Origin of the sequence: Geobacillus sp. B4113_201601 (genome assembly GCF_001587475.1) — a bacterium.
GTDB lineage: Bacteria > Bacillota > Bacilli > Bacillales > Anoxybacillaceae > Geobacillus > Geobacillus icigianus.
Window position 1 is genome coordinate 19,618 of the sequence record NZ_LQYX01000093.1, and the last position, 14,504, is coordinate 34,121.

Genomic DNA, 14,504 nt, shown 5'->3' on the forward strand with positions numbered 1-14,504 from the left:
GAGAATAGGTGGGGGCATTTAAGAGGGGGAGAGATGAGTGAAACTGACTCCGCGCGAACAGGAAAAGCTGTTGATCGTCGTGGCCGCTGATTTGGCGCGCCGTCGGAAAGAACGAGGATTGAAACTAAATTATCCGGAAGCGGTGGCGCTCATTACGTATGAGCTGTTGGAAGGGGCCCGCGACGGACGGACGGTGGCGGAGCTGATGCAATACGGCGCAACGATTTTGACGCAGGACGATGTGATGGAAGGCGTCGCTGACATGATTGAAGAGATTCAAGTGGAAGCGACGTTTCCCGACGGTACGAAACTCGTCACCGTCCATCAGCCGATCCGGTCGTAACGACGCCGGCCGATTCAATGAAGATGGATAAAGGAGTGGTCCTATGATCCCAGGAGAATATCGATTGCGTGACGAACCGATTGTTTGCAATCGGCAGAAACCAGTCACGAAACTGACGGTCATCAACCGCGGCGACCGCCCGGTGCAGGTTGGTTCCCATTTTCACTTTTTTGAAGTCAACGCATTTCTTGAATTTGACCGGCAGGCGGCGTATGGAAAGCATTTGAACATTCCAGCCGGGACAGCGGTTCGTTTTGAGCCCGGAGATGCGAAGCAAGTAGAGCTTGTTCCGTTCTCCGGCGAACGCCGGGTGTACGGATTAAACAATATGATCAACGGTCCGCTTGATGGCAGCAAGAAGGGAGAGTAAGAGAATGAGTTTTTCTATGTCAAGACGGCAATACGCGGATATGTTTGGGCCGACGACTGGGGACTGCATCCGGCTAGCGGATACGGACTTATGGGTTGAAATTGAGCATGACTATACGGTTTACGGCGATGAAGTGAAATTCGGCGGTGGGAAGGTGATTCGCGACGGGATGGGGCAACATCCGCTCGCAACCCGCGACGAAGCAGTCGATTTAGTGCTGACGAATGCTGTCGTCGTTGATTACACTGGCATTTACAAAGCCGATATCGGGATCAAAGACGGGAAGATCGCCGCTATCGGCAAAGCTGGGAATCCGCTGTTAATGGACGGTGTCAATATTGTCATCGGCGCCTCAACGGAAGTGATCGCGGCGGAAGGAAAAATCGTGACCGCCGGCGGGGTCGACGCCCATATCCATTTCATTTGCCCGCAGCAAATCGAAACTGCTTTGTCATCCGGCATTACGACGATGATCGGCGGCGGGACCGGACCGGCGACTGGAACGAATGCCACGACGTGCACGCCGGGAGAGTGGAACATTTACCGGATGCTTGAAGCTGCCGAAGCGTTCCCAATGAATATCGGTTTTTTAGGAAAAGGCAACGCATCGGCGAAAGAACCGATCACTGAACAGGTCTGCGCTGGAGCGATTGGGCTCAAACTTCATGAAGACTGGGGAACGACGGCGGCGGCGATTGACGCATGCTTGCGGGTGGCCGATGAGTACGATGTGCAAGTCGCCATTCATACGGATACATTGAATGAAGGTGGGTTTGTCGAGCATACGCTAGAGGCCATTAACGGGCGCGTGATTCATACATACCATACGGAAGGAGCCGGAGGGGGGCATGCGCCCGATATTATGAAAGTTGCCAGCTTCCCGAACATTTTGCCTTCTTCCACGAATCCGACGCGGCCGTATACAAAAAACACGCTTGATGAGCATTTGGATATGCTAATGGTGTGTCATCATTTAGATCCATCTGTTCCAGAAGACATTGCGTTTGCCGATTCGCGCATTCGCAAAGAAACGATCGCTGCTGAAGATATTTTACACGACATCGGCGCGTTCAGCATGATCAGTTCCGATTCCCAAGCGATGGGGCGCGTTGGGGAAGTCATTTTGCGTACATGGCAAACGGCGGACAAAATGAAAAAACAGTTTGGCCGCTTGCCGGAGGAAACGGGGCGGGGCGATAATGTCCGCGTCAAACGGTATGTCGCTAAATACACGATCAATCCAGCCATTACTCATGGGATTGCCGAATATGTCGGTTCGGTGGAAGTCGGAAAATTCGCAGATTTGGTCGTTTGGCATCCCGCTTTTTTCGGGGTCAAGCCTGAGCTCGTCATCAAAGGCGGGATGATCGCCTACAGCGTGATGGGCGACCCGAACGCCAGCATTCCGACGCCGCAGCCCGCTCTGTACCGCCCGATGTTCGCCAGCTATGGCGCCGCCATCGCGAAAACGTCCATCACCTTTTTATCCAAAGCGGCGCTTGAACGTGGCATTCCTGATAAGCTGGGGCTGCAAAAAACGGTGAAACCGGTCGGGAATATTCGCCGTTTATCGAAAAACGATATGGTGTTCAACAACGCCATGCCCCACATCGATGTTGATCCGCAGACGTATGAAGTGAAGGTCGACGGGCGGCTCATTACGTGCGAGCCGGCCGAAGTGGTGGCCATGGCGCAACGATATTTTCTTTTTTGAGGTGATGGCAGATGATTATTGAAACGATTGTCGGCAATATTCAAACCATCTCTTCTCTTCCCCCGCATATTGAACGGGTGTACATGGCGAGCGACGATTTAGTGAAGCGAATCCAGCGGGTCGTGACCGATCATGGGCGGGAACTTGGCATTCGCCTAAAGGAAGCGAAAGAATTGGCGGATGGAGATGTATTGTGGATGGATGACTATAACGCGATCGTTGTTTCCGTTCTTCCTGAGGATTTGCTTGTTATAAAGCCGGTTTCGTTGAAACAAATGGGGGAGATCGCTCATCAGCTTGGCAACCGCCATTTGCCCGCCCAATTCGAGGAAGGGGAAATGCTTGTCCAATACGACTATTTAGTCGAAGAGCTGCTCAAACAGCTGCACATCCCGTACAAGCGGGAAAAACGGAAAGTAAAACAAGCGTTTCGTCATATCGGCCACCGCCATGACTGACCAACAGCTATTGTGGCTGTTGCAGCTCTCGGATTCGAATTTTCCATCTGGAGCATTTTCCCATTCCTTTGGGTTTGAAACATACATGTACAATGAGCAAATTTGTGATGCCAAAACATTTCGTGAATCACTTATCGTTTACATTCAAACCCAGCTGACGTATACGGATGGATTAGCGTGCCGGATCGCCTATGAGCAGTTGAAAGCCAACAGCATCGAAGGACTGCAACGGTTGAACGAAACGCTGTTTGCTCTCTGCCTGGCAAAGGAAACGCGGGAAGGAACGAGAATGATCGGAGAGCGTTTATGGAAACTTTGCCGCCACATTTATTCGGTCGATGAACTCGATGAGATCGTACAAACGAAGCAGTCCATTCATCCGGCCATCGTGTTTGCGGCAGTCGGTCGCAAAATCGGGGCAACCAAACAAACGACGGTGCTGACGTATTTGTTTGCTTCTGTACAAACGATGGTGCAAAACGCGGTCCGCGGCATTCCCCTCGGCCAAACGGACGGGCAACAGCTGCTCGTCATGGTGCAGCCATATTTGATTCATGCCACGAACATCATCGAGATGCTCGGCGAAGAGGAGCTCGGGGCGGCAGCCATTGGCTTAGAAATCGCACAAATGCAGCATGAACGCCTTCCGGTCCGGTTGTTTATGTCATAATGTTGGACAAACAAAAAAGCGCCTATTTGGGTTGGAATGAAAAACGAAGAAGGGGGAATATCATGATCGAACCGGTACGAATCGGCATCGGCGGCCCCGTTGGCGCCGGCAAAACGATGCTTGTCGAGAAACTGACGCGGGTGATGCACCACCGCTTTAGCATCGCGGTCATTACGAATGATATTTATACAAAAGAAGATGCCCAATTTTTAATCAAACATAGCGTTCTGCCGGAAGACCGGATTATCGGCGTCGAAACGGGCGGGTGCCCACATACCGCCATTCGCGAAGATGCATCAATGAATTTTGCGGCCATTGATGAACTGAAGCGGCGCCATCCGGATGTCGAGCTCATTTTTATCGAGAGCGGCGGCGATAACTTGGCGGCGACCTTCAGTCCGGAGCTTGTTGATTTCTCCATTTACGTCATCGACGTCGCCCAAGGGGAAAAAATACCGCGCAAAGGCGGACAGGGGATGATTAAGTCGGATTTGCTCGTGATTAATAAAATTGATCTTGCCCCTTTCGTCGGTGCCAGTCTAGAAGTGATGGAACGGGATGCCAAAGCGGCGCGAGGGGCGAAGCCGGTTATTTTTACAAATTTAAAAGAAGAGATCGGGCTTTTTGACGTTGTGGATTGGATCGAAAAACAGGTGCTGTTGGCAGGGTTGGACGAATGAGCTGGACGGGACGTTTGCATTGCACCGCGGTCGTGAAAGACGGCCGCACTGTCATTTCTGACACTTATAATGAAGGAGCGCTGAAACTGATGCGCCCTGTTTATCTCGATTCTGCTCATCCGACATTATATCTTGTTCACGTTGGAGGAGGATACGTCAATGGCGACCGCTACGAGATCAATATGAAGTTGGAGTCTCACGCCAAATTGATGGTGACGACACAAGCGGCGACAAAAGTATACAAAACCCCGTATGCGCCTGTTTGGCAATATACGCAATTTTCCTTGGGTGATGAAAGTGTTCTCGAATATTTTCCCGATCCTCTCATTGCCTACGAGCAAGCCCGTTTTATCCAAGAGACCGTCGTTCATGTAACAAGCCGTTCGACATTTATGTATGGGGAGATCATCACGCCGGGTTGGTCAGAGAGCGGCCAACTGTTCCGCTACGATTGGATTCGTTCGAAACTGAAGGTGTATCAAGACGAGGAGCTCGTTCTGTTTGATCATCTGTACTTAGATTCGCGGCAGCACTTAACGAGCATGCTGCAGCTTGGCGGCTATACACATGTCGGATCATTGGTGGCTCTTTCTCCGTTCATCACAAAGGAAGTGTTAGAACAGTTCAACCAATTCATGGAAGAAATGCCGCGAGAGGTTCGCTACGGTTTTTCAGCGGCAGCCGTTCCAGGCTTTTCTGTACGTATATTGGCGTATGAAACATCGGCCATCGAAGCGATATTTCAACGTATCCACCAGTTTATTCGCCACCAATGTGGTGAGAAAGCGCCAGTTTGCTGGAGGAAATATTGACAAGAGAAAGGAAGAAGACAATGGGAACGATATGGCCTGTGCTCTTGTTTGGATTGCTGCTAGGAATGAAACATGCGACAGAACCGGATCATGTTATTGCGGTTTCTACGATTGTCAGCCGAACAAAAAAACTTTCCCTTTCGTCGCTGGCCGGCATGTTTTGGGGAATCGGCCATACGTTGACGCTGCTCATCGTCGGGATGGCGATGATCGCTTTTGAGCGACAAATTCCTGAACAGGTTGCTTCTTACCTTGAAATGGTCGTTGGCGTTATGATCGTCATTTTAGGAATTGCCAGTTTTCGCTCGCCAATGAGCATGGATCATCATCGCCGTGGCGATATTCATCATTTTCATATCAAATCGACATTGATCGGCATTGTTCATGGTTTGGCCGGAAGTGCCGGAATGGTGTTGTTGACGATGACGACGGTCAAAGGAACTTGGATGGCCTTTTCCTTTATTTTGCTTTTTGGCTTAGGGACGGTCATCGGCATGATGTTGTTCACCACACTTCTTGGCGTTCCGTTCGTTTGGATGAAAGTGAAACGGCAAGCCATAAGCCAATGGATGGTGAAAACCGTCTCCCTCATTAGCATCGCCTATGGAGTATATTACATTTATCATATAACCACCGAGCTTTAATACTCCTAGCGACTAGCTTCATAGGTGAGGAGTATAAAATATTGGAAGAAGCACTAGCCTTGGGAGAAGGCTGGTGCTTCTTTTTCAAGAAGACGTCATCATTGCACCGTGTCACCCTAGTCGTTTCACAAGCAACAGCTCATCCCGAATCGGAATGCCATCAGCGCTCATCAACGGAATGCTTGGCTTGATTTGCCGCGCCTTGTCGACAGCATTCGGAAAGACATTCACGATTTGATAGCCGCGCTTTTGATAGAAACGAAGTGCATGCAAGTTGTCATTCGTCGTGATCAGTCGAACCGCGGTGCACCCTTGTTGCCTCGCCCATGTTTCTGCCTCATGCAAAAGGGCGCTGCCGACGCCGCGGTTTTCCATTATGCTGTCTAGCGAGATGATCTCGCATTCGTTTCCGCGAATCACAAACGTAATGAGCCCGATGATCCGCTGTCCATTCTCGACAGCGGCAAATCCATCCAGCTCGCTGCAGCCATAAACACCAGTCGACACCACCATTTGTGAACTTCCCCAATGTTCGATCAAAAACTGGTTGACCAGAGTGCGGTCTAATTGTTTTGTTGGGACGATGTTCAAGACCGTTTTCCTCCCCTATACCAGCGATTCACGTTTTCTATTATACTGAAAGTAGATGCTTTTTACATAGGGATGAGGAGGAAAGACATGGAAAACCGAATCGCAGCGGGGAAAACGATTCGACAATGGATGAGGGAACTTCCGTTGTTGGAGAATATGATCAGAACAGAAGAAGTGTTTTGGCCGAATCCAAACATTTGTTCATTTGATCAAGCCGCCCGCCATCTTCCGCTCGGTGAACGCGATGTCAAGGAAGCCGAAGAGCGGTTGGCGCGCTTTGCCCCGTATATCGCCAAGGCGTTTCCGGAAACGCGGGACAGTGGCGGAATCATTGAATCGCCGCTAATAAAGATTCCGAAAATGCAACGGTATTTGGAAGAGATGAGCGGGCAGCCGATTGAAGGAGAAGTATGGCTCAAATGCGACAGCCATCTCCCCATCTCCGGATCAATCAAGGCGAGAGGGGGGATTTATGAGGTCTTGAAACATGCCGAAGACCTCGCGCTCGCAAACGGTTTGATTTCCATAGAGGATGACTACGCAGTCTTCGCTGACGAGGAGTTTCGGAAGTTCTTTTCCCGCTATTCGCTTGTCGTTGGTTCAACGGGAAATTTAGGCCTGAGCATCGGAATCATCGGCGCGCGTCTTGGATTTCATGTGACGGTGCATATGTCGGCGGACGCGAAACAGTGGAAGAAAGATTTGCTGCGAAGCAAAGGGGTGACGGTGGTCGAACATCTCACCGATTACAACAAAGTGGTCGAAGAGGCGAGAAGACAATCGGCTGAAGACCCAACCTCGTATTTTATCGATGACGAAAATTCGATTCATTTGTTTTTAGGATACGCGGTGGCGGCGTTGAGGTTAAAGCAACAGTTAGAAGACAAGAACATCATCGTCGATGAAGATCACCCGCTGTTTGTCTACCTTCCTTGTGGAGTTGGCGGCGGACCGGGTGGGGTGACGTTTGGCTTGAAACTTGTGTATGGGGATCATGTGCATTGCTTTTTCGCCGAGCCAACCCATTCGCCTTGCATGCTGCTTGGGCTGATGACGGGAGAGCACGATCGCGTCTCGGTGCAGGAGTTTGGCATAGATAACCAAACCGAAGCCGACGGGCTGGCCGTCGGCCGCCCTTCGCGACTGGTCGGAAAGATGCTGGAACACGTCATCAGCGGCGTCTATACAGTGGATGATTCCACCCTTTATCGGCTGCTTGCGGCGATGATCGATACGGAGGAGATCCGCTTGGAACCGTCCGCGTTGGCAGGGGTCGCAGGGCCTGTGCGGCTGTTTCAAGACCAAGCGGGGCAAACGTATCTCAAGCAACATCATTTGAAAGAAAAAATGAACAAAGCCACCCATATTTGCTGGGCCACAGGCGGAAGCATGGTGCCGAAGGACGTGATGGACGCCTACTATCAGGAAGGGAAACGCCGGCAAGGGTGATGCCGCCGAAAGAGCATGACGGCTTTTTCGGCCGACGCTATGTTTTACGCAGGAAAGGCGTTGGCAGATAGAGATATCTAGGAGTCCGGTGATTTAAGGGGAAATGCTGCTCTCCAACAATGTTTCTCAAACTAAAAAACTTTGCAACGTCATCATTTCATTCCTTGTAATTTCTCACCAATCGAGAGAATCTGTTGTTTTTCACCAACCTTCTAGAGAGAGGGCGCCCCGCATCGAAGAAGATACGGGGCGTTTCGTATGTCCGATCGATTGGTCACCCCCATTGCACTGCCACCGCCCGAACGGGCGAGCCGTCGCCGCCGGGCAAGGAAAGGGGCAGAGCGATAATGTATGGGTCATCAAAATCGATTTGACCGAAGTTGGTGAAGTTTTCCCCAATCACCCCATTGGCGCCGAGAATAAGTTCATGGGCGCGAAATGAAGAGCCGTCCGGTGGATCGATGTTCAAGGCATCGATCAAAAACGTGCGAACGCCCCGTTCGAGCATCGCTTCAATGACATCCGGCGCGACGTACGGGTGGCGAAAATACCGCTCCGTCCCAGCGCATGATGACCAGCCGGTGTGAAACAAAACGATCGTCCCTGGCGACAGTTTCGGCATATACGGGGCGGCATCCGTCATCGTCACCGCTTCCCCTTCCGCTTTCCTTGTGGCATCGATCACAACGCCGTGGCCGAGAAAATAAGTGAGCGGCACGTCATCCAACCGCCAGCCGTGCTCGCAAAAGTGAAACGGCGCATCGACATGGGTGCCGCTATGCGAACCGAGCACAAGGCGGCTGACGTGGTAGCCGTCAGCGGCGAACGTGGCCGCCGGTTCGATGTGCGGCTTCGGATCCCCGGGGTAAACCGGAGTTTGGGCCGTGATCGGCATGGAGAGGTCGATGAGTTTTTTGATGATCATTGCTTCATTCTCCCTTTGAAAAGTGGTTCGTTGCATATAATGAAAATGTATAGATAAAGAAAGCTTAAGAAACAACCTTTGACCAAAGGCGCTGCTTGTCTATGTCGCAAAGACGCTTATCGAATTGCTGCGCAGGCGGACATATTCATCAATTAGACTGACTAATGCCTGTAGGCGAGTAATGGGGCTCGGCTTTACCTTTGTGTAAGGGAAATTCACCATATTCACAAGCATTTTTGCGGCTAAACCAGCGATAGAGATGTATAATGGGAGCAGCATCCACTTGTTTGCTAGGTGGCGCGAGAGGGAAGAGGGAGGCTTTGAAAATCTTTGCTGCTGGTTGCTGCCGTCTTTTTGGAAGAGATGAAGGATTTCCGAGCACAGTGGCGAATGAAACAAGTAAATAGGGCGTGCCGGACAGATATCGGTAAAGGGAACGTATCAGCCAAGGACGCATGCCGAAAACATAGAAAGGGTGAAATGAGTGAAAACAGCAGTACAGAAAAAGAAATTATACATCAACGGCGAATGGCGGGAAGCGAAGTCTTACACCGAACTGAAATCACCGTATTCACGCGAGACGATTGCCGAAATTCCGATGGCCAACGAACAAGAAGTTGATGAGGCGATCGCTGCGGCGTATGCGGCGCGGCAGACGATGGCCGCCATGCCGGCGCATGAACGGGCCGCTATTTTAGGGCGGGTCGTCGAACAGCTGGAAGAGCGGCAAGAAGAAGCAGCGAAGTTGATCGCCTTGGAAGCCGCCAAGCCGATCACCACAGCGAAAGGGGAAGTCGCCCGCACGATCCAGACGTATACATTCGCCGCCGAAGAAGCGAAGCGCATCCATGGCGAAACATTGCCGCTTGATGCGGCGCCGGGCGGGGAAAACCGCATCGCCATCACCGTCCGTGAGCCGATCGGCGTCATTGGGGCGATCACGCCGTTTAACTTCCCGATGAACTTAGTCGCCCATAAACTTGGTCCGGCTATCGCTTCAGGCAATACCGTGGTGTTGAAACCAGCGAGCCAAACGCCGCTGTCGGCCTACTTTATCGCCGAGCTGTTCGAGAACGCAGGCTTGCCGAAAGGGGCGCTCAACGTCGTCACCGGAAGCGGCCGCACGGTCGGCGACCAAATCGTCGCCGATCCCCGCATCAGCATGATCACGTTCACCGGCAGCCCGGAAGTGGGCATCGCGATCCGCAACAAAGCAGGCTTAAAGCGGGTGACGTTGGAGCTTGGCTCGAACTCCGCCGTCATCGTTGACGAGCAGGTCGATCTTGACCGCATCATCCCGCGCTGCGTATTTGGCGCGTTCACGTTCCAAGGGCAAGTGTGCATTTCGCTCCAGCGCATCTATGTCCATGAAAAACGCTATGACGAGTTCGTTGAAACATTCATCGCTGCCGCGAAACAGTTGAAAATAGGCGACCCGCTCGATCCAGCCACCGATGTGTCGGCGTTAATCACGCCAAACGATGTCGATCGCGCGCTTGCTTGGATTGAAGAGGCGAAACAAGGCGGCGCGAATGTCGTCCTCGGCGGCGAGCGCGACGGCAACATTTTGCTTCCAACGGTCATTGTCGATGCCCAACCGACAATGAAAGTGTCATGCCAAGAAGTGTTCGCCCCGATCGTCTTGATCAACCGCGTCCGCTCGATCGACGAAGCGATTGCGCTTGTCAACGACTCGCGCTACGGTTTGCAGGCGGGCATTTACACCGATAACGTCCATACCGCGTGGAAAGCGGCGAAACAACTGCACGTCGGCGGCGTGCTCATCAACGACATCCCAACGTTCCGCGTCGACCATATGCCGTACGGCGGCGTGAAAGAAAGCGGGTTCGGCCGCGAAGGAATTCGCTATGCGATCGAAGAAATGATGGAGTTGAAGTTGATTATTTTCAACGAGAATGAAGCGAGATGAGAAGAAGAGGGAATGGAATTTTATTCCTAACACTTTTCGCATAGAAAGAATGGTTGCGCAGCCTTGGAGAGAGTGATACCCCAAGGCTGCTTGTTTATGCTTGTTTCTCTAAAATATATCCCCAACGGTTCGAGGCGAGAACAGACAGGTGGTATTTATGCTCGAGCTGTTTGCTAAACCATGCTTTTTTCACGAGAAGCAGGCTTCGATTCGTATGCAAGAACGTTTTCAGCCCTCCATGCCGAGGTTTAAGGTCATTCGCCAGCTCTGCCGTTAAGACCGCATTTTGCGGCCAGTGATCTTTCCAATGCAATGGATGGTACATAAAGAGTTCGTACCCGTGAACAGGCATTTGGGCGGTCCGCTGAAGTAATGCCAGTTCCCAATTTGGTTTCGGATGATGGATATAATTTTGAATATTCATTTCGTAAAACGATGCGACAAACAACAGACCGGCAAGCAACAACCCACGTGCTCTCCACGTTCCTTTTCTCCACAATTGACTGGCGCAAATGCCAATCAGCATACAAAGCGGTGGGTAAACAGGGAGAATGTACCATCTGATTTTCGTCTTAGCTAGGGTAAACATGAGAAGCGGGACGCAAATCCATACTAAAATCCCGACCACATCCGCTTTCAAACGATGATTCGCTCGATCAAAGGTTAAAAGACGAACGTCTTGTATATAGCTGATGACCATGATGCCGATCAAGAGTGCGAGCCACCAAAAGAAAAAATGAACAAGAATGATGCCGTAATAGGTTTCATCGCCAATATGACCCTCAATAGGCCGGGAGGAGCGTAACAACAAATCATAGGCGATCATTTGCTTCAAAAACCGCCATCCATCATAGTGGTAGCGGGCAAGAACCCAAGCGAGCACAGGAACTGCGAAACTGAGGGCTGCCCTCCACCAGGCGCGCCAATGAAATGACTCCCATTGTCGAGTAAGTAGGAAATACACAGCCATGATCAACAAAATGTTCCCTGCATGCCAACTTTTCGTTAAAAAAGCGAGTGAACAGGCAAGGCCAGCTGCATACAACCATTGCGTCTGCCGTCTGGCCGACAGCAAAGAAATGATGGATAACGTAAAGAAAAATACAAAGAGCGAATCTGCATCTCCTGTGCGAGCGCAATGGTTGAGAAGATATTGGGTGCTAGTCGACAAGGCAAGCAATGATATGATAGCCGCCATGCGGCCAAATCGTTTTTTCATAAATAAAACAATGACTATAGCCATGAAGATTGCGCAAACGCCAGACATCAGTCGCAAACCAAGAGCGTTCAGCCCAACCAACTTATAACCAACCATAATAGCCCAATAACTAAGGGGAGGTTTTAAATTCCAGTAATCAGGGTGGCTAAGATATGTGTTGACGATCAAATTTCCATGTTTTAACATTTCATAAGCATTGACGCCATGTCGCGCTTCGTCCCAGCTGGAAATAGGGAATTTTCCGAGATTATAAAAGACATTGTAAACCATCATAGAAAATATCAGTCCCGCCAATACATAAAACGACACGTTTCGCAGATAGCCCGTCTTTCTCATTATACCGACCCCTTCATAGGCAAACGGATGTAATAAAGTAACGCCGTGATAGAACTTATTACAAATCAATGAATATGTCAAGCACTGATGTTTTCACAATATTTTTGTTAGCTGCAAGGAGTTAAGAGCCTCTATAGAGAATGAATAAATGAATCATCATTCAGAGGGGGAGAGCGATGGAAACGATCGTACTGACATTTGACCAAAACAAAGCAATATTGGAACTGAACCGCCCGCAGTCACTCAATGCGATGGATGGACAAATGTTAACAGAACTTGTCGGCGCATTGCGGCAAATCGAAGAAAGTGACGCTTCGATCGTCGTCATCCGCGGCAAGGGAAGAGGATTCTCGGCAGGCGGCGACATTAAGACGATGCTTTCCGTCGATGACCCGGGCCAATTTCAGACGGTGATGAACACGATCCAAGAGATGATCATGCGATTGTATACGATGCCGAAAATCACCGTTTCGCTCATTCATGGGCCCGCCGCTGGCCTTGGGTTCAGCTTTGCGTTGGCGAGCGATTACCTGATCGCTACAAAAGAAGCGCGCCTCGCCATGAACTTTATCGGCATCGGCCTCGTCCCTGACGGCGGTGGGCATTTCCTCTTGGCGCAGCGCGTCGGTACGGCAAAAGCAAAACAGATCATTTGGGAAGGAAAACCGATGAGCGCCGACGAAGCGCAGCAGCTTGGCCTCGTCGATTTCGTTGTCGATCATGAGGAGCAAGCGGAACAATGGATCGCCTCCTTGCAGGAAAAACCGCTCCAAGCCATGATCGCCACGAAACAGCTGTACGCCGAGCAAACAAAGGCGGACTTGCTTCGCGTCCTAGAGCTTGAAACCGACGCCCAACAGCGCATGCGGCAAACCGAAGACCACCGCGAAGGCGTCCGCGCCTTTTTAGAAAAACGGAAACCGGTGTTTCGGGGGAGGTAGGAGAAACGACGATATTTTTGCTTAAAACCGGTCAATTCAGGCCGGTTTTTATATGGGCTTCATTTATTACGAAATCGAAAAAAGCATTGAAAGAAAGTGGAAAAAGAATTAGAATAACATTAAAAGGGCAAGCGCTTTACTTAACAAGGTTAACTATAATCAATGGAGAGATTGGTAAACGATGAAAGTGACAATCTACGATGTAGCGAAAAAAGCCGGTGTATCTATTTCAACGGTATCAAGAGTGCTCAATAATACGGGACGTATAAGTGAAAGAACGAGAAAAAGAGTCCTTCGAGTAATGGAAGAGCTACATTATCAACCGAGTATGGTCGCCTCGGCATTGACGGGGAAGCGGACAAGAACCATTGGCCTTGTCATCCCTGACGTGGCCAACCCGTTTTTTTCTGAAATCGCTAGGAAAGTAGAAGATCGAGGGAGAGAACAAGGATTTAACGTTCTGATGTGCAATACGGATAACAATCCGGAGACGGAGGAAATGTATCTTTCTTTATTGCGCCAAAAAAGCGTGGATGGCATCATCATCGGAACTACAACGAACAATTATACAATGATCAAAGAGTTGTTGGAAGAGAATTTCCCTTTGGTTTTTATTGCTCAAGACATCCCAGAGCTAGCCATTAACGTAGTGAGAGTTGATGATTTTTTAGGAGGGTATCAAGCCGTCTCGCATCTTATTTCCCTAGGCCATCGACAGATCGCGATCATGCTAGGGAATTTAAGTCGCACAAGTGATAAATACAGATTGCAGGCCTATCAGCAGGTGCTTCAAGAGAACGGCTTGAAATGCGAAGAATCTTGGATTGTATATACGGACTATTCGATGGCTGATGGAAAAAGGGCGGCGATGGAGCTGTTGCAGTCGACCCCAAGGCCGACAGCGATTTTTGCCTGTTTTGATTCTCTTGCCGTTGGCACTTATCAGGCGGTCAAAGAGTTGGGACTCCGCATTCCCGATGATCTGTCAGTGGTTGGATTTGATAATACGATTTTATCGGCCATTATCGACCCACCGTTGACGACAGTCGCCCAACCTATTGAAGAAATGGGAAGGCAAGCGGTTGACCTACTAATTGCCCAAATTGAAGAGACCAATCATACGAAACAGCGGATCATTTTGCCGCCTCATCTAGTGGTAAGGAAATCGGCCTGTCATATCGCTAAAGTGAAATCGTAAGGATGTGAGCAGATTGTTTTTATGGAATAATAGATGTTACTGGAGAAAACGTTGAATTTAATGAGAAGAACAGCTGTAAGTAGCTGTTCTTTTATTTTTTAATAAAAATTCTATAAATTTAGAAAAAATACTTGATAAAATAATAGGTTGAGGGTAAAATAAAAAACAAAAGGAAAGCGCTTGCTCAAAAAATTCGATGGAGATTAGATTACGCTATTATTAAT

Annotated in this window: 15 protein-coding genes; 12 read left to right on the forward strand and 3 right to left on the reverse strand. The window is 50.0% G+C overall.

The window, feature by feature from the left end; translation table 11 throughout:
- Positions 1–37 precede the first annotated feature (37 nt).
- The 8 genes from ureA to B4113_RS13160 all read left to right on the forward strand — a co-directional run bounded on the left by ureA (position 38) and on the right by B4113_RS13160 (position 5,691).
- A complete protein-coding gene (gene ureA / locus B4113_RS13125; RefSeq protein WP_033019110.1) occupies positions 38–343 on the forward strand; it encodes an urease subunit gamma in 306 nt (101 codons plus the stop codon).
- Positions 344–386: 43 nt separating this feature from the next.
- Positions 387–713: an urease subunit beta gene (locus tag B4113_RS13130; RefSeq protein WP_031409126.1), complete on the forward strand. Its 327-nt coding sequence runs from the start codon at positions 387–389 to the stop codon at positions 711–713.
- A 4-nt stretch (positions 714–717) separates the two neighbouring features.
- On the forward strand, positions 718–2,427 hold the full coding sequence (ureC, locus tag B4113_RS13135; protein WP_031409128.1) for an urease subunit alpha: 1,710 nt from the start codon (positions 718–720) through the stop codon (positions 2,425–2,427).
- Positions 2,428–2,438: 11 nt separating this feature from the next.
- Positions 2,439–2,885 carry an urease accessory protein UreE gene (gene ureE, locus B4113_RS13140; protein WP_033019108.1) on the forward strand — a complete coding sequence of 149 codons (447 nt, stop codon included), beginning with the start codon at positions 2,439–2,441 and terminating at the stop codon, positions 2,883–2,885.
- The gene (locus B4113_RS13145; protein ID WP_031409131.1) at positions 2,878–3,555 is read left to right on the forward strand and encodes an urease accessory protein UreF; all 678 of its coding nucleotides are present in this window, start codon (positions 2,878–2,880) and stop codon (positions 3,553–3,555) included. Before ureE ends, B4113_RS13145 begins: the two co-directional genes overlap by 8 nt.
- Before the next feature lie 65 nt (positions 3,556–3,620).
- Positions 3,621–4,235 carry an urease accessory protein UreG gene (gene ureG, locus B4113_RS13150; protein WP_031409133.1) on the forward strand — a complete coding sequence of 205 codons (615 nt, stop codon included), beginning with the start codon at positions 3,621–3,623 and terminating at the stop codon, positions 4,233–4,235.
- Complete coding sequence (locus B4113_RS13155) at positions 4,232–5,047, forward strand: urease accessory protein UreD (protein WP_033843768.1); 816 nt, start codon at positions 4,232–4,234, stop codon at positions 5,045–5,047. The genes ureG and B4113_RS13155 overlap by 4 nt, the downstream gene beginning before the upstream one ends.
- A gap of 20 nt (positions 5,048–5,067) precedes the next feature.
- Complete coding sequence (locus B4113_RS13160; protein WP_031409137.1) at positions 5,068–5,691, forward strand: urease accessory protein UreH; 624 nt, start codon at positions 5,068–5,070, stop codon at positions 5,689–5,691.
- Positions 5,692–5,802: 111 nt separating this feature from the next.
- Here B4113_RS13160 and B4113_RS13165 read toward each other — a convergent pair whose 3' ends face one another.
- Positions 5,803–6,282: a GNAT family N-acetyltransferase gene (locus B4113_RS13165; RefSeq protein WP_033843769.1), complete on the reverse strand. Its 480-nt coding sequence runs from the start codon at positions 6,280–6,282 to the stop codon at positions 5,803–5,805.
- Between the two features lie 87 nt (positions 6,283–6,369).
- On the opposite strand from B4113_RS13165, the gene B4113_RS13170 reads away from it, so the two are divergent.
- Entirely contained in the window at positions 6,370–7,731 is a 1,362-nt protein-coding gene (locus B4113_RS13170) for a D-serine ammonia-lyase (RefSeq protein ID WP_033843770.1), read from the forward strand.
- A 274-nt stretch (positions 7,732–8,005) separates the two neighbouring features.
- Here the strand turns inward: B4113_RS13170 and B4113_RS13175 are convergent, their stop codons facing one another.
- A complete protein-coding gene (locus B4113_RS13175; protein WP_033843771.1) occupies positions 8,006–8,656 on the reverse strand; it encodes a cyclase family protein in 651 nt (216 codons plus the stop codon).
- 484 nt (positions 8,657–9,140) lie between these two features.
- Between B4113_RS13175 and B4113_RS13180 the strand changes: the two genes are divergently transcribed.
- Entirely contained in the window at positions 9,141–10,586 is a 1,446-nt protein-coding gene (locus B4113_RS13180) for an aldehyde dehydrogenase family protein (RefSeq protein ID WP_033843772.1), read from the forward strand.
- A 94-nt stretch (positions 10,587–10,680) separates the two neighbouring features.
- Here B4113_RS13180 and B4113_RS13185 read toward each other — a convergent pair whose 3' ends face one another.
- Positions 10,681–12,141 (reverse strand): glycosyltransferase family 39 protein, encoded by a 1,461-nt coding sequence (locus B4113_RS13185; protein ID WP_033843773.1) that lies wholly within the window; start codon positions 12,139–12,141, stop codon positions 10,681–10,683.
- Positions 12,142–12,317: 176 nt separating this feature from the next.
- Here B4113_RS13185 and B4113_RS13190 point away from each other — a divergent pair, with 176 nt between their 5' ends.
- The gene (locus B4113_RS13190; RefSeq protein WP_033843774.1) at positions 12,318–13,082 is read left to right on the forward strand and encodes an enoyl-CoA hydratase; all 765 of its coding nucleotides are present in this window, start codon (positions 12,318–12,320) and stop codon (positions 13,080–13,082) included.
- A gap of 181 nt (positions 13,083–13,263) precedes the next feature.
- The gene (locus B4113_RS13195; RefSeq protein WP_033843775.1) at positions 13,264–14,280 is read left to right on the forward strand and encodes a LacI family DNA-binding transcriptional regulator; all 1,017 of its coding nucleotides are present in this window, start codon (positions 13,264–13,266) and stop codon (positions 14,278–14,280) included.
- Positions 14,281–14,504 lie beyond the last annotated feature (224 nt).